The sequence below is a fragment of the Azospirillum sp. B21 genome, assembly GCF_008364825.1.
In the GTDB taxonomy this organism is placed as follows: Bacteria; Pseudomonadota; Alphaproteobacteria; order Azospirillales; family Azospirillaceae; genus Azospirillum.
On record NZ_VTTO01000025.1, the window covers coordinates 37,160 to 59,395 of the forward strand.

Below are 22,236 nucleotides of genomic sequence, written 5' to 3' on the forward strand. Positions count from 1 at the left end.
CCTCCCCACGAACGAAGGATCTCCCCATGAACCAAGCCGACGTGCTGGAGGTGTTGCGCAGCGGCATCTGGACGACCCTGCTGATCGCCGCGCCGCCGCTGATCGTGGCGGTGGTGGTGGGCGTGACGATCTCGCTGGTGCAGGCGCTGACCCAGGTGCAGGAGATGACGCTGACCTTCGTGCCGAAGATCGTCGCGATCCTGGTGGTGACGGTGCTGGCGCTGCCCTTCATGTATGGCGCGCTCGCCACCTACGCCGACCGGTTGAGCGACCTGATCGTCGCCATCGACTGATGCCGTGGCGATGCGGCGCCCCCTGTTGCGAGCGGTCATCCCCCTTCTCGGGCTGCTCGTAAGTCCGGCCGGCGGTGCGGCGGCGCCGCCGGTCAACCTCTCGCAGATCGGGGTGTGGAGCACCGCGCTCTACGCCGCGCCGAAGCTGCCCGCCCAGCCCGCCCCCCAAGCGTCGCGCAAGGCCCTGCCGCCGGAAGCGCAATGCATCGCCGCCATCCTGGATGCGGAGAAGGCGGCCGGCATCACCGACCATCTGCTGCTGGCGATGGGCTTCACCGAGTCCGGCCGGCGGACGGAGGACCGGCTGTTCACCGCCTGGCCCTGGACCGTCAACACCGAAGGGCGGTCCCACTATTTCCCGACGCGCGACGACGCCATCGCCTTCGTGCGGGAAACGCAGGCGCGCGGCGTGCGCTCCATCGACGTCGGATGCTTGCAAGTCAACCTGCGCTGGCACCCCGAGGCCTTCCCCGATCTCGTCACCGCCTTCGATCCGGTCGCCAATGCCCGTTATGCCGCGTCCTTCCTGTCGGCGCTGCGGCGCGACCACGGCTCGCTGGAGAGCGCCATCGCCCGCTACCACTCGTCCCAGTCCGAACGCGGTGAGGCCTATCGCCAGCGGGTGACCGGCAATTTGCGCTGGGTCGCGGGGGCGTTGGGCTACCTGGAGACGCTGGCGGCGGGTCCGGGCGGAGGCGCGGCTTCCTTCACCCCGGCGGAGCGCGGGCGGCTGAGCTTCCTGTCCGGCCTGTTCGCCGACGGCCCGGCCCGGCCGCTGCTGCCGACGCAGTGACAGCTTAAATCCCGGTTTTACCGCACCCCCCTATCGTTGGCGAAACGCCCTTCCTTCACAAACCCGTCGGGACCCCATGACCTTCACGGATCACGTCCGCAGCCGGTTCGGCCTGATCGGCGACATCGGCTTGGCGAACCGCGACGTGCTGTTCGCGGTCGGCATCCTGCTGGTGCTGGCGGTGCTGTTCCTGCCGGTGCCGTCCTGGTTCCTCGATCTCGGGCTGGCGCTGTCCTTCTCGGTCGCGGTGCTGGTGCTGATGGTGTCGCTGTGGATCCCGCGGCCGCTGGACTTCTCGTCCTTCCCCACCGTGCTGCTGGTGGTGACGATGCTGCGGCTGGCGCTGAACATCGCGTCCACCCGCCTGATCCTCAGCGAGGGGCACAACGGCCACGCCGCCGCCGGCCACGTCATCCAGGGCTTCAGCCAGTTCGTGATGGGCGGCAACTTCGTCATCGGCGTGGTGATCTTCTGCATCCTGGTGGTGATCAACTTCGTGGTCATCACCAAGGGTGCCACCCGCATCGCCGAGGTGGGCGCGCGCTTCACGCTGGACGCCATTCCCGGCAAGCAGATGGCAATCGACGCGGATCTCTCCGCCGGCATGATCGACGAGGTCGAGGCGCGCCGCCGCCGCAAGGAACTGGAGGACGAAAGCACCTTCTACGGCGCGATGGACGGTGCATCGAAATTCGTGCGCGGCGACGCGGTGGCCGGGCTGGTCATCACCGTCATCAACGTTCTCGGCGGCATGGCCATCGGCATCGCCCAGAAGGGGATGAGCTTCGAGCACGCCGCCTCCATCTACACCACCCTGACGGTGGGCGATGGGCTGGCGACGCAGATCCCGGCACTGGTGGTGTCGCTGGCCGCCGGCCTGCTGGTGACCAAGGGCGGCAACATCGGCTCCGCCGAAAAGGCGGTGATCGACCAGCTCGGCGCTTACCCGAAGGCGCTTATGGTGGCGTCCGGCCTGCTGGTGGTGCTGGCGATCACGCCCGGCCTGCCGATGGCGCCCTTCCTCGCCATGGGGTCGGCCTTCGCCGTGCTGGGCTGGTACGCGCCGCGCCGCAAGGCCCGCGCCGCGGCGCTCGCCAAGCTGGAGGAAAGCCGCAAGGCGCCGCCCGCCGCGCCGGAAGAGGCGGTGGAGGACATGCTGAAGGTCGACGAGGTGAAGGTGGAGGTCGGCAACCACCTCGTCCCGCTGATCCTGAACAAGAACGGGCCGCTGACCACCAAGGTGAAGACGCTGCGCAAGCGCTTCGCCACGGAATTCGGCTTCGTTCTGCCGTCGGTGCGCATCAAGGATTCCAGCTTCCTGCCGCCCAAGAGCTACGTCATCAGCATCATGGGGGTGGAGGCGGCGAAGGGGGAGGTGCGGCCCAAGCATCTGCTGGCCATCGACCCCACCGGCGGCGCCGTTCCCGACATCGCCGGCGACGCGACGCGCGAGCCGACCTTCGGCCTGCAGGCCAAATGGATCGACCCCTCCCGCCATGAGGAGGCGGTGGCGAAGGGCTACACCGTCGTCGATCCGGAAAGCGTCATCACCACCCACCTGACCGAGGTCATCAAGGACAACCTGTCCACCCTGCTGACCTTCGCCGCGTTGCAGAAGCTGATCGACGGCCTGGGCCGCGAGTACCAGAAGCTGATCAACGACATGGTGCCGAGCCAGATTTCGCTGGTCGTGCTCCAGCGCGTGCTGCAGCAGCTTCTGTCGGAACGGGTGTCGATCCGCAACCTGCCGGCCATCGTCGAGGCGGTGGCGGAGGCCGTCGGCTGGACCCGCCACATCACGCTGATCACCGAGCATGTGCGGATGCGGCTGGGCCAGCAGATCCACCAGGGTCTGGCCGGGCCGGATGGCTTCGTGTCGGTCATCGCGCTTAGCCCGCGCTGGGAGCAGGCCCTGCTCGACCACATCGTGGTGGAGGGCGACGACCGCCGCTTCGTCATGCCGCCCAGCCAGGTGCAGGAATTCCTGACAGCGGTGCGGCTGAAGATCCAGAAGCACGCGACCTCGCAAATCTGGCCCGCCCTGCTGGTGGGGGCGGAGGTGCGTCCCTTCGTCCGTTCCCTGCTGGAGCGGGTCAGCCCGATGACCCCGGTTCTGAGCCATGCCGAGCTGCACCGCAAGGCGTCGCTCAAGACCATCGATCAGGTGTAGGCGCGGATGGACGGGCTCAGCCAGCTCCTCACCCTGGAGATCTACCGCGGCCTGATCGTGCTGGCGCGGGTGGCGGCGGCCATCGGGCTGCTGCCGGGATTCGGGGAGGCGGCGGTGCCGATGCGGATACGGGCGGCGCTGGCGATCATCGTCACGCTGGTGCTGCTGCCGGGGGGCGACGGGCTGCCCGACCGCATGCCGGACCAGCCGGTGGAAATGCTGCGCGCGTTGGCGGGGGAGTCGCTGGTCGGCGCCTATCTCGGGATCGGCGCACGGCTGTTCATGGCCGCCCTGCAGACCACCGGCGCGCTGGTGGCGCAGGTCGTCGGGCTCAGCAACCCGTTCTCGATGGAGGCGGCGGGGTTCGAGGGCGGATCGGTGCTGTCGGGAGTGCTGCTGATCGGCGGGCTGGCGCTGCTGTTCGCATCGGACGTGCATTACCTGATGATCGGGGCGCTGGCGCGCTCCTACGGTTCATGGCCGGCGGGGGTGTTCCCGGACCTCGGCATGGTCGCCCAGCGCTTCGCCGAGCTGTTGGCGGCGACCTTCCGGCTGGGGGTGGGACTGGCGGCCCCCTTCATCCTCTACGGGCTGGTGATGAATGTGGCGCTGGGGCTGGTCAACCGGGTGATGCCGGCGATGCCCGTCTATTTCGTCGCGACGCCGGGCGTGCTGATGGTGGGCATGGGCCTGTTCATGGCGACCGCCGGCGCGATGCTGACCGCCTTCGTCGCCGCGCTCGGCGGCTGGCTCTCGGGGTCCTGACGGATGGCGGAGCAGGACGACGAGCAGAAGACAGAGGAACCGACAGAGAAGCGCCTGCGCGAGGCGGCGGAGAAGGGCGACGTCCCCCGCGCCCGCGACGTCGGCCTGCTGTCCGCCATGGTCGCCGCCTGGATGATCGTGCTGATGGCGGCGCCCGGCGTCTCCTCGCAGCTGTCGGGCCTGTTGCTGCCGCTGATCGAGAATCCCGACGACATCCGCATCGACGGAAGCGCCGTCGACGTCATCCACAGCCTGCATTGGCTGATCGTCGGCGCCGCGGCGGCTCTGCTGCCGGTGCTGGGCATCCTGCTGGGCGGGGTGGTGCTGTCGGCGCTGGGGCAGGGGCCCTTTCTGGTCGCCTCCGACCGCATTCGGCCGAAATGGTCGCACCTGTCGCCCGCCTCGGGCTGGAAGCGGATGGCCGGGCGGCCGGCGCTGGTCGAATTCGTCAAGAGTCTGGTCAAGCTCGCCATCATCAGCGCTGCCGCCTGGCATGCACTGGCGCCCTACATCGCATGGACGGAGGATACTGTGGGCATGGACGTCGCCGGATTGCCCGTGCTGCTGCGGGACGTGACCTTGCGGCTGCTGCTGGCGGTGCTGCTGGCGACCGTCCTGATGGCGGCGGTGGACGTGCTGTGGAACCGCCTGGAATGGCGCCGCCGCCTGCGCATGAGCCACCAGGAGATCAAGGACGAATTCAAGCAGATCGAGGGCGATCCCCACGCCAAGGCCCGCCTGCGCGACATCCGCCGCTCGCGCTCCAAGAAGCGGATGATGGCGAACGTCCCGCGGGCGACGGTGGTCATCACCAACCCCACCCATTTCGCCGTGGCGCTGGAGTATGAGCGCGGCCGCACCGCCGCCCCGATCTGCCTCGCCAAGGGCGCCGACCTGATCGCGCTGCGCATCCGCGCGCTGGCGCAGGAACACGGCATCCCCATCGTCGAGAACCCGCCGCTGGCCCGCGCCCTCCACGCCTCGGCGGAGGTCGATGCCGCCATCCCGCTCCAGCATTATCAGGCGGTGGCGGAGGTCATCACCTATGTGCTGAAGCTGAAAGGCGGTCTGGCGCGTCGGGGGTGAGAATGTATGAGTAAACGCCCTCCACCCCGCAGGAGAGCGTTGCCATCGCAGTAGCACTTTTTGGCGGGGGGCTGGATCGATCGCTGGGCCATGCCGACAGAATCGCACGGCGCGGCCTCCATGAATCCTGTGTCTGGGGCAGTGCACTTGAGACCAAGGTGAGGGTTCCTTGAGGATGTCTCGTCAAAATCCGCCGTCGACGACACAGAGATTCTGGCTTTACGTCAGCGGGAACTGTTGGGTTCCTCCAGGAATCTGGCGCCTTCAAGCGATGGATTTGCCATACTGAAGCAATTGTCTTGGCAGTGCACATAAAGAAGGCTTTTGATTTTATTCATAAGATCAATGGGCCTTAAAGGCATGGAAACCAATGCGCAGATTCCTGCATCTGCAGCTTTCTCCACCATTTTAGGCGTCACCGCAGAGCTGGTGATTACGAAGGGAGTTATAGATATATACTTCAATTTTCTATCTGGAAATGAGTATTTTTTCCGGCGAAATCTTACCATTTCTAAGAGCTGAAGCGCTTTCTCATGGATTGTATCTGCGTTTATGATGACAATGCCGATATCGATCTCTGAAAGAAGCGAGAGAGCGTCTTCGGTGGAGAGCGAGCGATAGATGTGTTTCAGTTTAAGGCCAGAAAGGGTTCTTTCCATCAATTCGCTGGACGACGCATTGCCGTCGACAATCAAGGCAGTAGCAGATTTAAAATTACATGTCTTGGTACAAATGTTACCCTCGATACCCATTGTTGCAAGAACCTGGATGTAAAGTTGCCCTACTGGAATTTGGTAATCGGTTGTTAAGATGTGATTAAAGAATGTCAGGGAGAACTCCTATCTTCCTCAGCCGAATCAATGAGAAACTGCCGCAGGCGCCATTTGTGATCCATCTCGGCAACTCTCCGATAGCCGTCGGAAGGACCATTCGCCGAAAGCTGTTCCACGCTGTTCCATCTTCCGGCGATCACCGCCCTCTCACAGTGCGAGGGAGGGAGCTGTCCGCTATGGTACCCTTGCCATCCCGCCTATCGCGTGCCAGGAACGGGACAGCCTACCCGTGACGTGAAGGGGACCCCGATGCCGCCGCTTTCCGCAAAGCCCGCCGCCAAGGCTGCAGCACCCAAATCGGCCGCCGGGTCGCTGGCCGGCTTCTGCCCCTGGGCGGGGGAGGAGGGGGTGCGGGTCTATCTGCGGCCTGTCGGCTTGATGCCCATCGCCGCCTGGGCCAAGGGGGCGGCGGTGCCGCTGGCCGGCGGGCGCTTCGCCTTTTCGACCGCTGAACTGATCGTCCGCGACCAAGCCGCCCGCATCGACCGCGCCTTCGCGCCGCTGTCCGAGATCATGGCCTGGGGCTGGGAACGCTCGCGCACTGTGGCGGAGGCGCTGGACCGCCAGCTTGGCGCCCTGACCCGCGCCCGTGCGCCCTTCGCCGGGTTGGCGCTCGACCGGCCGCTCATCATGGGCATCGTCAACGTGACGCCGGACAGCTTTTCCGACGGCGGCGACTTCCTCGACCCTGCCGCCGCCATCGCCCATGGCGAGGCGATGCTGGCCGCCGGCGCCGACATTTTGGACATCGGCGGCGAATCCACCCGCCCTGGCGCCGCCCCGGTCCCGCCGGAGGAGGAGGAGCGGCGTGTTCTGCCGGTCATCCGCCATTTCGCCGAGAAGGGGGCCACGGTCTCGGTCGACACCCGCCACGCCAGCGTGATGGAGTCCGCCGCCGCATCCGGCGCCCGGATCGTCAACGACATCGCCGGGCTGGGCGACCCGCAGGCCTTGCCGGTCGTCGCGCGCACCGGCACCCCGGTGGTGGTGATGCACATGCAGGGCGATCCCGGCACCATGCAGGCCAATCCGACATACCGCGACGCGGCGCTCGATGTGTTCGACTGGCTGGAGGATCGGGTTGCCCGCTGCGCCGCGGCCGGCGTGGCCCCGGAGCGCATCGCCGTCGATCCCGGCATCGGCTTCGGTAAGAGGACGGAACACAATCTGGAGATCCTGCGCCACACCACGCTGTACCATGCGCTGGGCTGCACGGTGCTGATCGGGCTGTCGCGCAAGGGCTTCATCGGCCGCCTGTCGCGCGAGGAGCCGCCGAAGGAGCGGCTGGCCGGCTCGCTTGCCGCCGGGCTGGAGACGCTGAACCAGGGCGCCCAGATCCTGCGCGTCCACGACGTGGCCGAAACGGCGCAGGCCCGTGCCCTTTGGGAGGGGCTGCATCCCCGCTGATCCAGGCCATACCCCTTTCGCGCAGTCGCCTAAGGGAACTTGACCCGGCCGGGCTGCCGCGCGAAGAAACATCCTTCGCTTGCGCTTCCGGCCCCGAACCCCGACATCCGGGCCTGAAGACGGTTCCTGCACGAGGTTTTCATGACGCGACACCTGTTCGGCACCGACGGCATCCGTGGCACCGCAAACATCGACCCGATGACCGCCGAAACGGCCCTGCGCGTGGCGATGGCGACCGCGCTGCAGTTCCGCCGCGGCGACCACCGGCACCGGGTGGTGATCGGCAAGGACACCCGCCTGTCCGGCTATCTGCTGGAACCGGCGCTGACCGCCGGCTTCATCTCCATGGGGATGGACGTGGTGCTGGTCGGGCCGCTGCCGACCCCGGCGGTCGCCATGCTGACCCGCTCGCTCCGTGCCGACATGGGCGTGGTGATCTCCGCGTCGCACAACCCCTATCAGGACAACGGGATCAAGCTGTTCGGCCCCGACGGCTACAAGCTGTCGGACGAGGTCGAGGCGGCGATCGAGCGGCGCATGGCGCTGCCCTTCGCCCCTGACCTCGCCGGCCCCGCCGATCTCGGCCGCGCCAGCCGGCTGGACGACGCCACCGGCCGCTACATCGAATATGTGAAGAACACCTTCCCGCGCGGCCTGCGGCTGGACGGGCTGAAGATCGTCGTCGATTGCGCCAACGGCGCCGCCTACAAGGTCGCGCCCAAGGTGCTGTACGAGCTGGGGGCCGACGTGATCCCGGTCGGCGTCAGCCCTGACGGCACCAACATCAACAAGGGCTGCGGCGCCACCGCCACCCAGACCCTGCAGGAGCAGGTGGTCGCCCACGGCGCCCATCTGGGCGTCGCGCTGGACGGCGATGCCGACCGGCTGATCATGGTGGATGAGTCCGGGCGCCCGATCGACGGCGACCAGCTGATGAGCCTGATCGCCACCTCCTGGGCGCGGTCGCAGACCTTGCGCGGCGGCGGCGTGGTTGCCACCGTCATGTCCAACCTGGGCATGGAGCGCCATCTTGGCGGACTCGGCCTGCATCTGGCCCGCACGCCCGTGGGCGACCGCTATGTCGTCGAGATGATGCGCGAGCGCGGCTACAATGTCGGCGGCGAGCAGTCGGGCCATGTGGTGCTGTCCGACTATTCCACCACCGGTGACGGGCTGATCGCGGCGCTGCAGGTGCTGGCGGTACTGATCCAGGCCGACGGCCGTTCGGCGAGCGAGGTCTGCCGCGTCTTCGATCCGGTGCCGCAGAAGCTGACCAATGTCCGTTTCGCCGCCGGGACCAAGCCGCTGGAGGATGCCGTCGTCCAGCAGGCGATCAAGGACGGCGAGGCGCGGCTGGCATCCAGTGGCCGCATCCTGATCCGCAAGTCGGGCACCGAGCCGGTCATCCGCGTGATGGCGGAGGGCGACGACGAGGCGCTGGTCCATGGCGTGGTCGGCGACATCGCCGATGCCATCCGCGCCAGCGCCACCCGCAGCCTGGAGGCTGCGCAATGACCGGCTCGGTGAGAGGCCGCGTCCTGATCGTCGCCGGGTCGGATTCCGGCGGCGGTGCCGGCATTCAGGCCGACATCAAGGCGGTCAGCGCGCTCGGCGCCTATGCCGCGACCGCCATCGCCGCGCTGACGGCGCAGAACACCACCGGCGTCTATGGCGTGGTGCCGGTCGATCCGGCCTTCGTCGCCTTGCAGATGAAGGTGGTGCTGGAAGACATCGGCGCCGACGCAGTGAAGATCGGCATGCTCGCCAACGCCCCCGTCATCGAGGCGGTGGCGGCGGAGTATGAGGCCCGCGCGGTCAATGTGCCGCTGGTGCTCGATCCCGTCATGATCGCCAAGAGCGGCCACCACCTGCTCAATCCCGACGCCGTGGTGACCCTGCGCAAGCGCCTGCTGCCGCTGGCCGAGGTGGTGACGCCCAACCTGCCGGAGGCGGAGGCGCTGACCGACCTGCCGATCCGCGACCTGGACGACATGCGCCGCGCCGCGGAACTGATGCTGAGCTTCGGGCCGAAATCGGTGCTGCTGAAGGGCGGGCACCTGGAGGACGACAGCCTCTACGACCTGCTTCTGACGGAAGAGGGCGAGACGGTCTTCGAGGGCCGCCGCGTTCACACGCCCCACACCCACGGCACCGGCTGCACCCTGTCCTCGGCGATCGCCGCGGGTCTGGCGCAGGGGCTGGGCACGCGCGACGCGGTGGCGCGGGCGCGGCGGTATGTGGAGACGGCGATCTTGAGTGCGCCGGGGCTGGGCCACGGGCATGGGCCGCTGAACCACCTGCATACGGTGCGGGAGTTTTCGTGAGGAGTTAGACCCCCCCAACCCTCCCCCGCTGGGCGGGGGAGGGGGCAAGTGCTGATGCGGGAGAGTAGCGGCAGTCCCTCCCCCGCCCAGCGGGGGAGGATAGGTGGGGGTCTAACTCCCCCAAACCTCACTTGCTGTAGTCGTAGAACCCGCGGCCGGTCTTGCGGCCGAGATAGCCGGCGTCGACCATTTCCTTCAGCAGCGGGGCCGGGCGGTACTTCGGGTCGTTGAAGCCTTCATAGAAGACCTCCATCACCGACAGCATGGTGTCCAGACCGATCAGGTCGGCGAGCGCCAACGGGCCGATCGGGTGGTTGCAGCCGGCCTTCATGCCGGCGTCGATGTCCTCGGCGGTGGCGATGCCTTCCTGCAGCGCGAAGATAGCCTCGTTGATCATCGGGCACAGGATGCGGTTGACGGCGAAGCCGGGGCTGTTCTTGGCGGTGATCGGCGACTTGCCGACGCGCTTGGCGAAGGCCATTGCCTTGGCATGCGTGTCGTCGCTGGTCTGGATGCCGCGGATGATCTCCAGGAGCGCCATCAGCGGCACCGGGTTGAAGAAATGCAGGCCGATGAAGCGGTCGGGACGGTCGGTGGCCGTCGCCAGCTTGGTGATGGAGATCGACGAGGTGTTGGTGGCGACCAGCGCTTCCGGCTTCAGGGTCGCGCAAAGCTCCTTCAGGATCTTGACCTTCAGATCCTCGTTCTCGGTCGCGGCCTCGATCACCAGATCGCAGGACGCCAGCTTCGACTTGTCGGTGGTGGCGGTGATGCGCGCCAGGGCCGCCTCGCGGTCGGCGGCGGTCATCTTCTCCTTCTTGACCAGACGGTCCAGGCTGCTGCCGACGGTCGACAGGCCCCGCTGCACCGCTTCCTCGGAGATGTCGGTCATCACCACCGTCAGGCCGGCGACGGCGCAGACCTGGGCGATGCCGTTGCCCATCTGTCCGGCGCCGATGACGCCGATGGTCTCGATTCCCATGCTCTCGGCCATTGTTCCTTGTCCCTATTGGTTGGCGGTTGCGTTGGTTCGCAGGTGCAGCAAGTTCTACACGTTTTTTCGTTGCGCTGCGATGACTTGTCGTATGCGGCATGGGGACCTTCCGGCCGGCGCGTCGACCTGCCGCAGCCCCGTCCCGATCGCTGATCGGCGGAAATCCGCCGATGCCGTCGGGTGCGCAGGCGGAAATCCGCCGATCATGGGCTTGGTCCGAATGGCCGGGTCCAGGCATTTCAAATGTTTGCGCGGCGAACTGACTATGGCACGCCCTTTGCTCTTCTCTGAGGCAACCGCGGCGACGGGCCGCGGACCAAGCCCCAGGGGAGAGAATCGATGTTCCGGAAGAGCCTGCTTGCCGCCGCCGCTTTCGCCGCCGCCGCACTCGCCACCCAGGCCGCCTCGGCCGCCGATCTGGTCCGACTCGGCAACCTGAAATTCGCCCATTACGGCGCCGTCTCCTACATGAAGGAGATCGCCGGCAAGTACGACCTGAAGATCGAAGAGCGGGTCTTCCCCAAGGGCATCGATATCCTGCCGGCCATCGTCGCCGGCGAGATCGACGTCGCCGCCAGCGCGGTGGACGCCGCCATCGCCGGCCGTGCGTCGGGCGTGCCGATCTATGCGGTGGCCGGTTTCGCCAAGGGCGGGGCGCGCATCGTCGCCAAGCCGGACGCCGGCATCAAGTCCATCGCCGACCTGAAGGGCAAGAAGGTCGCCACCCCGCGCGGCGGCGCGCAGGAGCTGATCCTGCTGGCCGAACTGGCGAAGCATGGGCTGAGCTGGTCCGACCGTCCGGGCAAGGACGTGCAGATCGTCTACATGGCCTATGCCGACATGAATCAGGCTCTGCTGGCCGGCAGCATCGACGCCATGTCGCAGTCCGAGCCGCAGTCGAGCCAAGCCATCAACAAGGGCTTCGGCGTCGAAGTCATCAAGCCCTACGACACCGAACTGGGCGAACCGGTGCGCTCGCTGGTCATCACCGAGGACTTCTACAAGAAGAAGCCCGAGGTGGCCGAGCGCCTGGTCCGCTGCTTCGTCGAGGCGACGGCGACCTTCATCGCCAACCCCGATCTGGCGGAGAAGTATGTTCGCGAGCAGATGTTCAAGGGCCAGATCAGCAGCCAGGACTTCCGCGACGCGATCGGCAACTCTCCCTACAGCTACGACTTGTCGGTCCATCATGTGCAGGTCACGACCGATATGATGCAGAAGTTCGGCGTCGGCCGCATGGACAACCCGCCGAAGGCCGCCGACTGGGTGAAGCTGGACCTGCTGGAAAAGGCGAAGGCTTCCGTCAAGACCGGTGAAGTCAAGACCAACTGAGCCGACACCCAGCGGAAGGAGGACGCCCCATGTCCCAAGCCAAGACCCGTTTCTCGCCCGCCGCCCTGCTGCGCGGCTCCCTGGTTCCCGTCCTGGTCATCGTGCTGTGGCAGGTCCTGTCCACGTCCGGCCTGATCAACCCGGTGGTCCTGCCCTCTCCCGTCGCGGTGGTGGAGCGCTGGTGGGCCTATCTGCTGCCGACCGAGGCCTATGATCCGGCGCAGTCCAGCTGGATTCTGTGGGCGCTGTCGGGCGAGATGCTGTTCGACGCTTGGTCCAGCCTGTACCGCGTGGTGCTGGGCTTCGCCGTCGGCGCCGGGCTGGCGCTTCCGCTGGGCCTCGCCATGGGCGGCAACCCGCGCGTCTATGCGCTGTTCGACCCGCTGATGCAGGTGCTGCGGCCGATCCCGCCCATCGCCTACATCCCGCTGGCCATCCTGTGGTTCGGGCTGGGCAACGCGCCGGCCGTGTTCCTGATCGCCATCGGCGCCTTCTTCCCGGTGCTGATGAACACCATCGCCGGGGTGCGCCATGTCGACGGCATCTATCTGCGCGCCGCCCGCAACCTGGGTGCCGGCAAGCTGACCATGTTCCTGCGCGTTATCCTGCCGGCGGCCACCCCCTATATCCTGGCCGGCGCGCGGATCGGCATCGGCACCGCCTTCATCGTCGTGATCGTGTCGGAGATGATCGCCGTCAACTCTGGCCTCGGCTTCCGCATCCTGGAGGCGCGCGAGTTCATGTGGTCCGACAAGATCATCGCCGGGATGTTCACCATTGGCTTCCTGGGCCTCGCCATCGACATCGGCATGAACCGTCTGAACAACCACCTGCTGCGCTGGCACCGCGGCCTTGAGAATTGATGGGGAGGGGATGGAGATGACGCCCATGCTGAAGACCGTTGCCGACACCACGCCCGTTGCCGAGGCGGCCCCCGTCCAGATCCAGGTGCGGGGGGTGGAGAAGACCTTCTCGGTCGGCCCGCAGAAGATCGTCGCCTTGCAGAACATCGACCTCGACATCCGCAAGGGCGAGTTCGTCTGCCTGCTCGGTCCGTCGGGCTGCGGCAAGTCCACGCTGCTGAACGCGGTGGCGGGGTTCCAGCCGCCGACGAAGGGGACCGTCACCGTCGATGGCCGCACCATCACCGAGCCCGGCCCCGACCGCGGCATGGTGTTCCAGGAATATGCCCTATTCCCCTGGATGACGGTGGCGCAGAACGTCGCCTTCGGCCTGGAGATCAAGGGCATGTCCAAGGCGGAGATCGCGGAGCGGGTGGAGTGGCTGCTGCAGAAGCTGCATCTGCAGGACTTCCGCAACCGCTTCCCCAAGGATCTGTCGGGCGGCATGCGCCAGCGCGTCGCCATCGCCCGCGTCCTGGCGCTCGACAGTCCGATCCTGCTGATGGACGAGCCGTTCGGCGCGCTCGACGCCCTGACCCGCCGCACCCTGCAGGACGAGCTGCTGCGCATCTGGGAGGAGGTCGGCAAGACCATCCTGTTCGTCACCCACTCCATCGAGGAGAGCATCTATCTGGCCGACCGCATCATCGTGATGACCTACCGGCCGGGCACCATCAAGCGTGACGTCATTGTCGACATGCCTCGCCCGCGCGACGGCTCCGCCCCGGAGTTCAACCGCCTGAAGCGGGAGCTGTCGCAGATGGTGATGGAGGAGCAGCAGCGCTTCAGCCAGGACGAAATCCGCTCCGTCACCGCCGACTGACCGGAGGATCCGAGCGAACAGGAAGGGGCGCCCCGCAATGGGCGCCCTTTTCGCGTCAGAGCTTCGCCGCTTCCTCGCCGATGCGCTGGCGCAACCAGCTGTGGGAAGGGGAGCCGGTGTTGCGGCGGTGCCAGATCATCGACATCTCGTAGTCGCCGACATCGAAGGGCAAGGGGCTGGTGGCGAGCCCCAGCGCGTCGGCACACAGCCGGGCCAGCCGGGCCGGCAGCGAGGTCAGCATCGGCGCACGCATCAGGATCATCGGAATCGCCAGGAACTGGGTGGTGGAGGCAGCGACGCGCCGGCTCGTGCCGAGAGCGGCCAACTCGTCGTCGATGAAGCTGGTCAGGCCGCCGCGCAGGGACGGCATCAGGTGCGGATAGCGGGTGTAATCCTCCAGCCCGATCGGCGGGGTGACCGGCACGAGATCCGGGTTGTACAGGCAGACATGGGTCTCCCGGTACAGGACCTGACGGTCATGCCAGCGCCGTACTTCCGGTAAATAGCCGATCGCCAGATCGAGGGTGCCGTCGTCCAGGGCATCCAGCATGGCGTCTGGATCGAGGCTGCGCAGGGCGACCGACACGCGCAGGTCGCCTTCCGCCGCGTCGCGCAGGATGCCGGTCAGCAGGACCGCCTGCATGGAATCGGGGGTGGAGATGCTGAAGCTCCGCTCCTCCCGCTGCGGGTCGAAATCCTCTTCCGCCGACAGGGCGCGGGCGGCGCCGACCAGCAGGTCGCGCAGAGGCTCCGCCAGCCGCTGGGCGCGCGGCGTCGGCTCCATCCGGTTGCCGGTGCGCACGAACAGGGGGTCGCCGACCAGCGTGCGCAGCCGACCCAGCGCGTGGCTGACCGCCGACTGGCTGACGCCCAGCGCCTCGGCCGCGCGGGAGACGTTGCGGGTCTCCAGCAACGCGTCGAACACCTTGATCAGGTTCAGGTCGAGCGCCGGGTTATGAATTGCTTTCATGACGATATGAACCAAAGCCGCCTACTTCATTGTGCACTAGACGGTGTATTCTGTCGAGGCAGAGCTGATCCAGCAGCCAACAATCAAAAAATTTCCCAATCCGTAGCCAAGGCCCGCAACCGGGCAGCGGACTCGTCGTCACTCCGATCCGGCGGTTCCGTTCAGGGAGAAAGAGGCAAGAGCCATGATTAGCATCAACGTCAACGGCGAGAACCGTCAGGTCGACGTGCCCGAGGACATGCCGCTCCTGTGGGTTCTGCGGGACGAGTTGAACATGACCGGCACCAAATTCGGCTGCGGCGTCGCCCAGTGCGGCGCCTGCACCGTCCATGTCGACGGCACGTCGACCCGCGCCTGCCAGACCCCGGTCGGCATGCTGGGGCCGGACAGCAAGGTCACCACCATCGAGGGCGTGAAGGGCAAGGCGGCGCAGGCCGTCCAGGCGGCTTGGCAGAAGCTGGACGTCGTCCAGTGCGGCTATTGCCAGTCGGGCCAGATCATGAGCGCGGTCGCGCTGCTGACCGACAACCAGAACCCGACCGACCAGGACATCGACGCGGCGATGGACGGCAATGTCTGCCGCTGCGCCACCTATGTCCGCATCCGCGCGGCGATCAAGGATGCCGCCCAGACGATGAGGGCCTGATCCATGCTGCATCATCTGATCCGTCAGGCCGCCCGGAATGGGTTCGCTGCCGATCTTTCGCTTGCGCCGCTGTCCGCCCCCTCGCGCCGCGGTTTCCTGAAAGCCATCGGCGCCGGGGCCGGCGCGCTGGTCATCGGCGCGCATGTGCCGCTGCCGGCGCTGGCCGCCGAAGCCGCGGCGAAGACGGTCGGCCCGGCCGACCCGCGCCCGCAGCTGTTCGTCATCGTGGCGCCGGACAACACGGTCACCGTGCTGGCCAAGCATCTGGACAAGGGCCAGGGCATCGTCACCGGCCTCGCCACCATCGTGGCGGAGGAGTTGGACGCCGACTGGGCCCAGGTGCGCGGCGCCTTCGCCCCGGCCGACAACAAGCTGTACGCCAACCATTTCTTCGGTATCCAGGGCACCGGCGGCTCCACCGCCATCGCCAACAGCTGGGACGAGCTGCGGATGGCCGGCGCCGCCGCCCGTGCCATGCTGGTCGCCGCCGCGGCCGCCCGCTGGAACGTGCCGGCCGGCGAGGTGACGGTGTCGAAGGGCGTCGTCCGCCATGCCGCAAGCAACCGCAGCCTCACCTTCGGCGAGCTGGCGGAGGAGGCGGCGAAGCTGCCGGTGCCGCAGCAGGTCAAGCTGAAGGACCCCAAGGACTATGTGCTGATCGGCAAGCCGGACTTGCACCGGCTGGACCACATCAGCAAGACCAACGGCACCGCCATCTTCGCGATGGACATCCGCCGCCCCGATCAGGTGACGGCGGTTCTGGCCCGCAGCCCCCGCTTCGGCGGCACGGTAAAGAGCGTCGACGACGCGGCGGCCCGCAAGGTGCCGGGCGTGATCGAGGTGGTGAACCTGCCGGTCGGCGTCGCGGTGATCGCCAAGAACACCTGGGCCGCCATGAAGGGCCGCGAAGCTCTGACCGTCACCTGGGACGATGCCAAGGCCGAGATGCGCGGCACCGACGCCATGCTGGCCGACTACCGCAAGCTGGCCGACCAGCCGGGCGCGGTCGCAGCCGGCAAGGGCGACGCCGACAAGGCCTTCGCCGAGGCCGCCGCCAAGGGCGGTCATGTGGTGGAGGGCGACTTCGTCTTCCCCTATCTCGCCCATGCGCCGATGGAGCCGCTGAACGCCGTGGTGGCGCTGACCCCGGAGGGGGGCTGCACCATCTGGGCCGGCTCCCAGTTCCAGGGCGTCGAGCAGATGGTCGCCGCCCACATCCTGGGCTGCAAGCCGGAACAGGTGAAGATCGAGACCCAGTGGGCCGGCGGCAGCTTCGGCCGGCGCGCCACTACCAACGCCGACTACATCGCCGAGGCGGTGATGATCGCCAAGGCCTATCCCAAGGCCCCGGTGCATCTGGTCTGGACGCGCGAGGACGACATCAAGGGCGGCCGCTACCGTCCGCTGTTCCTGCACCGGATCAAGGCGGCGGTGGATGCCAAGGGTGCCCTGGTCGCCTGGAAGCAGCGCATCGTCGGCCAGAGCTTCATGGCCGGCACGCCGTTCGAGGCGGTGATGGTCAAGAACGGCGTCGATGCGACGATGGTCGAGGGTGCCTCGGACATGGCCTATGCCGTGCCGAATCTGGCGGTCGACGCGCACACCGTCGCCTCGCCGGTCACCACCCTGTGGTGGCGGTCGGTCGGGCACACCCACACCGCCTATTCCAAGGAGGTGATGATCGACCGGCTCGCCAAGGCGGCCGGCAAGGATCCGGTGGCCTTCCGGCTGGAGATGCTGAAGGACCATCCGCGTCTGGCCGGCGTGCTGAAGCTGGCGGCGGAGAAGGCCGGCTGGGGCCAGCCCATGCCTCAGGGCAAGGGCCGCGGCGTTGCCGTGCATGAGAGCTTCAACACCTATGTCGCCCATGTCGCCGACGTGACGGTCGACGCCAAGGGTCAGGTCAAGGTCGACCGGGTCGTCGTCGCCATCGACTGCGGCCAGGTGATCAACCCGGACATCGTCAAGGCGCAGATGGAGGGCGGCACCGGCTGGGGGATCGGCCATGCGCTGCGCGGCGAGATCACCATGACCGACGGCGTGGTGGATCAGGCCAACTTCGACAGCTATCTGCCGATGCGGATGTCGGACATGCCGGCGGTGGAGGTCCACATCGTGCCGTCCGGCGAACGGCCGACAGGCGCCGGCGAGCCCGGCGTCCCGACCGCCGCGCCCGCGGTGGCCAACGCCGTCTTCTCGGTGACCGGCCAGCCGCAGCAGACGCTGCCCTTCAGCCGCGGCGGGATCGTCAGCTGAGAGGGACCCGCTAAGGCGAAGCCGTCTTGGTCCCCGCCTTTGATTGGGCGGGGGCCGGCTGAGCTGAGGTCAGCTGCGGGGACGGGACGATGCTGACCGTCTTGGTGGCGGCGGGAATCGCCGTAAGCCGGCGGCCGGGCCAGCCCTGGTCCACCAGCAGCTTTACCGCGGGATCGACCCGCAATGGGCCGGCGGGGACGGAGGTTTCCGCCGGTTCTTTTCCGCGTGGTGGTTCGATGCGCAGAAGCCGGGCGAGCCGCTGGGACCGGACGGCCGCAAGGGACGGCCTGGGGAGGCGTGGTCCCCAGGGGTCCGCTGCTGCGACCGTCGTAGCGGTCGCCGTCATGGCAGGCGTCGTCAACACCGTGAGGTGGCAGGCGGCGCCCAGAATCCCGGCCAGCAGCAGGACGGCCAGCGCCAGCACCGTCCAAAGGCGGCGCCGCAGCCGCCGGGCGACCATAACGGTCTCCGGGGCAGGCAATGGGTCGTGAGGGAAGCTGTGTCGGTCGATGGCGGTCATGTGGCGCACAGCATGGCTCAAGGCCGTTTCCGCATCCTCGCCTTTCCCGGAGAATCGCCGGGGCAGGGGGATTGCCCCCCGCAGCCCCCTGCTCCCGGCTGGGACTCCCCGTCCGGACAGTTATCTCTACCGACTAGCCAGGAATTGCGGACGCGGCGGGCCGCCGCCGGTCGATCTCCGCCCGCACTTCGCGGAACCAGCGCAGCTTTTCCTCGAAGGGCAGGCGGGCGAGGCCGCTCGGCGACGGCACCACCACGTCGGCGACGCCATCGAACAGCCCGCGCTCCTGCACGCCCCAGGGTGCGTCCGGCAGGCCGGTGGCCGCCAGATAGACCCCCTTGCCGGTATAGGCCAGCACCCGTGGCCGGACGAAGGCGACGATCCGCGCCAGCCGTGGCACCCCGCCGCGCAGTTCCGCCCGCGACAGTTCGGCGGCGCTGGCGGTGGCGCGGGCGACGAGGTTGGTGGAGCCCAGACCGATGGCCGGCAGGGCGGCGTCCTCCTCTGGCCGGTAGAGGCGCGGGGTCAGCCCGGCCTCATGCAGCAGGCGCCAGAATTGGTTGCCGCGCCCGGCATAATGGTGGCCGAGCGCGCCCGACCGCAGGCCGGGGTTGAAGCCCACGAACATGCAGTCGAGCCCCGGCGCCACGATGTCGGGCAACGGACCGGCGGCAGGCGGCATCCCTTCCGGGAAAGGGGCCGGAACATCGTCGAACAGGTCCATCGGTCGGTTCCTCTCCGCAGGGAGAGGAAATATAGGACTTCGCCGCCCCGCTCAAAGCGAGGCGGCGACCGCGGGGGCAGGCGGACTGCTCCGTTCGTCCTGCAGCATGGCGAGGATGCGGTCGGTCATTCTCAGGGCCAGCGCCACGATGGTCATGGTCGGGTGGTCGGCGCCCATGGTGGGGAAGACGGAACTGCCGGCGATGTAGAGGTTTCCGACGCCATGCACGCGGCCTTCCGCATCGACCACGCCGTGACGCGGCGATTCGTGCATGCGAGTCGTGCCCATGTGGTGCCAGCACCAGCCGACATCCGCCATCGTCGCTTCTGCGGGCTCGTCCTGCGGCCCGTCCGTTTTGATCAGGCCGCGGCGCAGCAGATCCTCGCGCAGCAGGCGCTGGGTCTCGGCCGCGCCCCGTCGGTCCTGCTCGGTCAGCCGCCAGTCCACCCGCGGCAGGTTGCAGCCGAACGGGTCGGTGGCATGGTCCAGCGTCACCCGGCTATCGGGGTTGGGGACGGGCTCCAGCACCGTTTCCAGGGTGAAGCGCCGGGACAGCCATCCCGGATCGACCATGCTGTCGAACAGGGCGTGGGCGAGCTGCGGCATGCTGCGCAGGATGCGCGGACCGGCATTGCGCAGCAGGCTCACCGCCTCGTCCTCCGACACGCCGAAGCGCCGGCAGCTGTGGCGCGAGGGCAGGAGCCGCAGGTCGCGCATCGCCTTGAAGGCGTCCAGCGCCCCCGAATGGTAGGAGGCGACCAGATATGTGCGGGAATTGGGCAGCGCGTGGCGTTCCTGCAGCTCCGCGGTCGGCGACAGCGCCAGCGCCACCGACGGGTGCGGACGGCGCAGCCGCCGCCGCGCCAGGCACAGGCTGACGTCGTAGAGCGTGCGGTGCCGCCCCTGCTGGGTCAGGCGGATCGGCGGTGTCTTGAAGCGCGGATGGTCGGCGAAGTAGCGGCCGACAAGATCGTTGCCGTTGCCCAGCCCCGCCGCCTGCACCTTGTTGGACAGCAGCAGGATGCGCGCATTCTCGATGCCGCCGCAGCCCAGCACGAACAGCCGGGCGCCGACGGTGAAGCTCGGGCCGTCCAGCGTGCGGACCTGCACCCGTTCCACCGCGGTGGCGGTCGGGTTGGTGTCCAGGCCGGTGACGTTGGCGTTGAGGAAGGCGGTGATGTTGGCGGCGCGCCCGATCTCCGCGCGGTAGGCCTCGCCCATGCGGATCGGCGGGCTGAGTTGCGCGACGCGGTTCTCGAAGCCGTCTCCGTCCTGGTCTTCCACCGGGAACAGCGCCGCCTTCGGCCCGCCGACCCGCTCCATCCAGAAATCATTGTCGTAGTCGAACGGACCCAGGCCCAGCACGCTCTGAGAACGCTCGTAATAGGGCATCATGGTTTCGCGCGGGATGGGCCATCCGCTGTCGGGAATCCAGGGCCGTTCGGCGAAATCGCCCGGCTCCAGCGGGCGGGAGAATCCGCCCCAGCAGTTGGTGCTGCCGCCCAGATAGCGGCTGCGCGCGGTGGTCAGACGCTCATACGGCAGGCCGACGTTGCGGCCGGCATACAGCGCCTGGGAGATGCCCTCGACCTCCAGTCCGCCGCCTTCGAGCAGGACGACGCTGCAGGAACTGCCGGCCAGCTCGCGCGCTATGGTCAGGCCGGCGGCGCCCCCACCGATCACGCACAGGTCGCAATCGATATGGGTGCCGTTCAGGACATGGCGGGCGTCACGAAGCAAACTGGCCTCCGTACCAGGGACATAAGCCGTCCCTTCTTGCCCCGGACACGTGGCTTAGGCCGAGCGCGCATTCGGCTATACCCCCGGCGCGTCGCACTACTCCGGTACTCAACGCAAGCGCGGCACCCCGGACGATCTGGAGAGCCTGTCCGCATCGCCCCGGCGGCTGGGAGTGATGGCGGGAATGATGGCGGGAACGACGGCCGCAGTCGGCGGTTGAAATGGGGAAGAACGGTGCCTCGGCCCGGACGGAAGGCTCCCGGCCCAACGCTCACCGGCAACCATGCAATCGCAATCGCAGGAACCGCCGCCATGAAACGTCATCATCTTCTCGCCACCGCCGCCCTGATCCTGTTCTCCGCGCCCACGCTGTCGCTGGCCCAGACGCCGACGCCGCAGAAGACCGTGACCGAGAAGGGGCAGATGTCGCAACAGGACATGACCTTCGCCGAGAAGGCGGCGATCAGCGACATGTTCGAGATCCAGGCCGGCAAGCTGGCGCAGGACCATGCCAAGGACAATGGCGTCAAGCAGTTCGGCAACCACATGGTGGCCGACCACACCAAGACGTCGGAAGCCATGAAGGCGATGGCCCAGCAGAAATCGATGACACTGCCGACCAAGCTCGATTCCGAACACCAGCAGAAGCTGGACAAGCTGCGTGGTCAACAGGGCGAACAGTTCGACGCCGCCTATCTGCAGGGCCAGATCGACGCCCACCAGACCGCCGTCACCCTGTTCCGCACCCAGGCTGAGAAAGGCCAGGACGCCGACCTGAAGCGCTTCGCCGAGCAGACCCTGCCGACCCTGGAGCAGCATCTGCGCCAGGTCCGCGACCTGCGCCCGAACGTCGCCTCCACCAGCGGCGCCGCCCAGCAGAGCACCAGCTTCGAAAACATGATGGGCAAGGCCGTCTATGGCGAGGACGGAGGCAAGCTGGGCGACGTGGCCGACATCATCCTCGACGCACAGTCGGGCAAGGCCACCCAGGTGATCCTGGACCGCGGCGGCATTCTGGGCATCGGCGCCAAGCAGGTGGCCCTGGACTACACCCTGCTGAACGCCGACGGCGACCGCATCGTCGCCCGGCAGGTGACCGAGGATCAGGTCAAGCAGATGGCCGAGTTCAAATACGACGACAACACCGTCTCTCTGGGCCAGCGCAACGACCGCAACAGCGGCGGCAGCAACGCCGATCACGGCACCATGAACAAGGGCGGCGATATGAAGAACGACGCAGCCCACGGCACCGCCAACAGCCTGGACAGCACCCAGCCGCGCAACCCGCAGTAGGGGCCGCAGTAGGGGCCGCAGTAAGGCTTGCGGCTGCTCTGAACCGACACCCAGCCGTCCGGAGCCGGGAATCGCCTTCCCGGCGCCCCCGGGCGGCCAACCGACGGAGAAAGCAAGGATGGCGAACGCCAGCAAGAAGCACATGAGCCCCAGCGGACAGGGCAAGGGCACCGGCACCGGCGCCACCACCGACCTGCCGGCCGGCTCCATCGGCGACAACGCGGTGCTGTCGAACCGCGACAAGTCCCGCCATTCCGATGCCCGCGGGCTGGACAGCAAGACCGTGCAGACCGAACAGATGCAGGATCACGCGGCCAACCGCGATCCTGGCGAATAAGCGCGGAAAGGGGCCGGTCCCGGCCGGC

At 67.7% G+C, this 22,236-nt stretch carries 21 protein-coding genes; 15 read left to right on the forward strand and 6 right to left on the reverse strand.

Annotation, left to right across the window (positions count from 1 at the left end; genetic code table 11):
- The first annotated feature begins 26 nt into the window (after positions 1 to 26).
- The 5 genes from fliQ (at position 27) to flhB (ending at position 5,107) form a co-directional block, all read left to right on the forward strand.
- The gene (fliQ, locus tag FZ983_RS31045) at positions 27 to 293 is read left to right on the forward strand and encodes a flagellar biosynthesis protein FliQ (protein WP_149228422.1); all 267 of its coding nucleotides are present in this window, start codon (positions 27 to 29) and stop codon (positions 291 to 293) included.
- A gap of 10 nt (positions 294 to 303) precedes the next feature.
- On the forward strand, positions 304 to 1,086 hold the full coding sequence (locus tag FZ983_RS31050) for a lytic transglycosylase domain-containing protein (RefSeq protein WP_247884059.1): 783 nt from the start codon (positions 304 to 306) through the stop codon (positions 1,084 to 1,086).
- A gap of 76 nt (positions 1,087 to 1,162) precedes the next feature.
- Complete coding sequence (gene flhA, locus FZ983_RS31055) at positions 1,163 to 3,256, forward strand: flagellar biosynthesis protein FlhA (RefSeq protein WP_149228426.1); 2,094 nt, start codon at positions 1,163 to 1,165, stop codon at positions 3,254 to 3,256.
- Between the two features lie 6 nt (positions 3,257 to 3,262).
- Positions 3,263 to 4,021, forward strand: coding sequence for a flagellar biosynthetic protein FliR (locus tag FZ983_RS31060; protein WP_149228428.1), 759 nt, complete (start codon positions 3,263 to 3,265; stop codon positions 4,019 to 4,021).
- Positions 4,022 to 4,024: 3 nt separating this feature from the next.
- Complete coding sequence (gene flhB, locus FZ983_RS31065; RefSeq protein WP_149228430.1) at positions 4,025 to 5,107, forward strand: flagellar biosynthesis protein FlhB; 1,083 nt, start codon at positions 4,025 to 4,027, stop codon at positions 5,105 to 5,107.
- Between the two features lie 224 nt (positions 5,108 to 5,331).
- Here the strand turns inward: flhB and FZ983_RS31070 are convergent, their stop codons facing one another.
- Complete coding sequence (locus tag FZ983_RS31070; protein ID WP_149228432.1) at positions 5,332 to 5,859, reverse strand: hypothetical protein; 528 nt, start codon at positions 5,857 to 5,859, stop codon at positions 5,332 to 5,334.
- 330 nt (positions 5,860 to 6,189) lie between these two features.
- On the opposite strand from FZ983_RS31070, the gene folP reads away from it, so the two are divergent.
- The 3 genes from folP (at position 6,190) to thiD (ending at position 9,671) form a co-directional block, all read left to right on the forward strand.
- Entirely contained in the window at positions 6,190 to 7,347 is a 1,158-nt protein-coding gene (gene folP / locus FZ983_RS31075) for a dihydropteroate synthase (RefSeq protein WP_149228434.1), read from the forward strand.
- Positions 7,348 to 7,488: 141 nt separating this feature from the next.
- Positions 7,489 to 8,862, forward strand: a complete 1,374-nt coding sequence (gene glmM / locus FZ983_RS31080; protein WP_149228436.1) for a phosphoglucosamine mutase — start codon at positions 7,489 to 7,491, stop codon at positions 8,860 to 8,862.
- A complete protein-coding gene (gene thiD, locus FZ983_RS31085; RefSeq protein ID WP_149228438.1) occupies positions 8,859 to 9,671 on the forward strand; it encodes a bifunctional hydroxymethylpyrimidine kinase/phosphomethylpyrimidine kinase in 813 nt (270 codons plus the stop codon). The genes glmM and thiD overlap by 4 nt, the downstream gene beginning before the upstream one ends.
- 127 nt (positions 9,672 to 9,798) lie before the next feature.
- Here thiD and FZ983_RS31090 read toward each other — a convergent pair whose 3' ends face one another.
- Positions 9,799 to 10,665, reverse strand: coding sequence for a 3-hydroxybutyryl-CoA dehydrogenase (locus FZ983_RS31090; protein ID WP_188092584.1), 867 nt, complete (start codon positions 10,663 to 10,665; stop codon positions 9,799 to 9,801).
- Between the two features lie 339 nt (positions 10,666 to 11,004).
- On the opposite strand from FZ983_RS31090, the gene FZ983_RS31095 reads away from it, so the two are divergent.
- The 3 genes from FZ983_RS31095 to FZ983_RS31105 are packed head-to-tail and all read left to right on the forward strand — an operon-like array spanning position 11,005 to position 13,722.
- Positions 11,005 to 11,997, forward strand: a complete 993-nt coding sequence (locus FZ983_RS31095) for an ABC transporter substrate-binding protein (protein WP_149228440.1) — start codon at positions 11,005 to 11,007, stop codon at positions 11,995 to 11,997.
- A gap of 29 nt (positions 11,998 to 12,026) precedes the next feature.
- Positions 12,027 to 12,860 carry an ABC transporter permease gene (locus FZ983_RS31100; RefSeq protein ID WP_149228442.1) on the forward strand — a complete coding sequence of 278 codons (834 nt, stop codon included), beginning with the start codon at positions 12,027 to 12,029 and terminating at the stop codon, positions 12,858 to 12,860.
- Between the two features lie 25 nt (positions 12,861 to 12,885).
- Complete coding sequence (locus FZ983_RS31105; RefSeq protein ID WP_149228444.1) at positions 12,886 to 13,722, forward strand: ABC transporter ATP-binding protein; 837 nt, start codon at positions 12,886 to 12,888, stop codon at positions 13,720 to 13,722.
- A gap of 55 nt (positions 13,723 to 13,777) precedes the next feature.
- On the opposite strand, the gene FZ983_RS31110 is transcribed toward FZ983_RS31105, so the two are convergent.
- Positions 13,778 to 14,692 (reverse strand): LysR family transcriptional regulator, encoded by a 915-nt coding sequence (locus FZ983_RS31110; protein WP_149228446.1) that lies wholly within the window; start codon positions 14,690 to 14,692, stop codon positions 13,778 to 13,780.
- A gap of 184 nt (positions 14,693 to 14,876) precedes the next feature.
- Between FZ983_RS31110 and FZ983_RS31115 the strand changes: the two genes are divergently transcribed.
- Both FZ983_RS31115 and FZ983_RS31120 read left to right on the forward strand, forming a co-directional pair.
- Positions 14,877 to 15,338 (forward strand): (2Fe-2S)-binding protein, encoded by a 462-nt coding sequence (locus FZ983_RS31115; protein WP_149228448.1) that lies wholly within the window; start codon positions 14,877 to 14,879, stop codon positions 15,336 to 15,338.
- Between the two features lie 3 nt (positions 15,339 to 15,341).
- Positions 15,342 to 17,594, forward strand: a complete 2,253-nt coding sequence (locus tag FZ983_RS31120) for a xanthine dehydrogenase family protein molybdopterin-binding subunit (RefSeq protein WP_188092585.1) — start codon at positions 15,342 to 15,344, stop codon at positions 17,592 to 17,594.
- 10 nt (positions 17,595 to 17,604) lie between these two features.
- Here FZ983_RS31120 and FZ983_RS31125 read toward each other — a convergent pair whose 3' ends face one another.
- From FZ983_RS31125 to FZ983_RS31135, 3 genes are all read right to left on the reverse strand, one after another.
- Positions 17,605 to 18,135 (reverse strand): hypothetical protein, encoded by a 531-nt coding sequence (locus FZ983_RS31125; protein WP_188092586.1) that lies wholly within the window; start codon positions 18,133 to 18,135, stop codon positions 17,605 to 17,607.
- A 112-nt stretch (positions 18,136 to 18,247) separates the two neighbouring features.
- Positions 18,248 to 18,838, reverse strand: a complete 591-nt coding sequence (locus FZ983_RS31130) for a mismatch-specific DNA-glycosylase (RefSeq protein WP_149228450.1) — start codon at positions 18,836 to 18,838, stop codon at positions 18,248 to 18,250.
- Between the two features lie 51 nt (positions 18,839 to 18,889).
- Positions 18,890 to 20,578, reverse strand: a complete 1,689-nt coding sequence (locus FZ983_RS31135; protein ID WP_149228453.1) for a GMC family oxidoreductase — start codon at positions 20,576 to 20,578, stop codon at positions 18,890 to 18,892.
- 312 nt (positions 20,579 to 20,890) lie between these two features.
- Between FZ983_RS31135 and FZ983_RS31140 the strand changes: the two genes are divergently transcribed.
- Both FZ983_RS31140 and FZ983_RS31145 read left to right on the forward strand, forming a co-directional pair.
- Positions 20,891 to 21,871 (forward strand): DUF4142 domain-containing protein, encoded by a 981-nt coding sequence (locus FZ983_RS31140; RefSeq protein ID WP_149228455.1) that lies wholly within the window; start codon positions 20,891 to 20,893, stop codon positions 21,869 to 21,871.
- Positions 21,872 to 21,989: 118 nt separating this feature from the next.
- The gene (locus tag FZ983_RS31145) at positions 21,990 to 22,208 is read left to right on the forward strand and encodes a hypothetical protein (protein ID WP_149228457.1); all 219 of its coding nucleotides are present in this window, start codon (positions 21,990 to 21,992) and stop codon (positions 22,206 to 22,208) included.
- Positions 22,209 to 22,236: the final 28 nt, after the last annotated feature.

What these genes read in the sequence shown, in the direction of transcription:
- FZ983_RS31095 (WP_149228440.1), top strand. Translation starts at nt 11,005, where the DNA reads ATGTTCCGGAAGAGCCTGCTTGCCGCCGCCGCTTTCGCCGCCGCCGCA.
- FZ983_RS31130 (WP_149228450.1), bottom strand. Translation starts at nt 18,838, where the DNA reads ATGGACCTGTTCGACGATGTTCCGGCCCCTTTCCCGGAAGGGATGCCG.
- flhB (WP_149228430.1), top strand. Translation starts at nt 4,025, where the DNA reads ATGGCGGAGCAGGACGACGAGCAGAAGACAGAGGAACCGACAGAGAAG.
- thiD (WP_149228438.1), top strand. Translation starts at nt 8,859, where the DNA reads ATGACCGGCTCGGTGAGAGGCCGCGTCCTGATCGTCGCCGGGTCGGAT.
- FZ983_RS31145 (WP_149228457.1), top strand. Translation starts at nt 21,990, where the DNA reads ATGGCGAACGCCAGCAAGAAGCACATGAGCCCCAGCGGACAGGGCAAG.
- FZ983_RS31090 (WP_188092584.1), bottom strand. Translation starts at nt 10,665, where the DNA reads ATGGCCGAGAGCATGGGAATCGAGACCATCGGCGTCATCGGCGCCGGA.
- FZ983_RS31060 (WP_149228428.1), top strand. Translation starts at nt 3,263, where the DNA reads ATGGACGGGCTCAGCCAGCTCCTCACCCTGGAGATCTACCGCGGCCTG.
- FZ983_RS31115 (WP_149228448.1), top strand. Translation starts at nt 14,877, where the DNA reads ATGATTAGCATCAACGTCAACGGCGAGAACCGTCAGGTCGACGTGCCC.
- FZ983_RS31070 (WP_149228432.1), bottom strand. Translation starts at nt 5,859, where the DNA reads ATGGGTATCGAGGGTAACATTTGTACCAAGACATGTAATTTTAAATCT.
- folP (WP_149228434.1), top strand. Translation starts at nt 6,190, where the DNA reads ATGCCGCCGCTTTCCGCAAAGCCCGCCGCCAAGGCTGCAGCACCCAAA.
- FZ983_RS31050 (WP_247884059.1), top strand. Translation starts at nt 304, where the DNA reads ATGCGGCGCCCCCTGTTGCGAGCGGTCATCCCCCTTCTCGGGCTGCTC.
- FZ983_RS31140 (WP_149228455.1), top strand. Translation starts at nt 20,891, where the DNA reads ATGAAACGTCATCATCTTCTCGCCACCGCCGCCCTGATCCTGTTCTCC.
- FZ983_RS31120 (WP_188092585.1), top strand. Translation starts at nt 15,342, where the DNA reads ATGCTGCATCATCTGATCCGTCAGGCCGCCCGGAATGGGTTCGCTGCC.
- fliQ (WP_149228422.1), top strand. Translation starts at nt 27, where the DNA reads ATGAACCAAGCCGACGTGCTGGAGGTGTTGCGCAGCGGCATCTGGACG.
- FZ983_RS31110 (WP_149228446.1), bottom strand. Translation starts at nt 14,692, where the DNA reads ATGAAAGCAATTCATAACCCGGCGCTCGACCTGAACCTGATCAAGGTG.
- FZ983_RS31100 (WP_149228442.1), top strand. Translation starts at nt 12,027, where the DNA reads ATGTCCCAAGCCAAGACCCGTTTCTCGCCCGCCGCCCTGCTGCGCGGC.
- flhA (WP_149228426.1), top strand. Translation starts at nt 1,163, where the DNA reads ATGACCTTCACGGATCACGTCCGCAGCCGGTTCGGCCTGATCGGCGAC.
- glmM (WP_149228436.1), top strand. Translation starts at nt 7,489, where the DNA reads ATGACGCGACACCTGTTCGGCACCGACGGCATCCGTGGCACCGCAAAC.
- FZ983_RS31105 (WP_149228444.1), top strand. Translation starts at nt 12,886, where the DNA reads ATGCTGAAGACCGTTGCCGACACCACGCCCGTTGCCGAGGCGGCCCCC.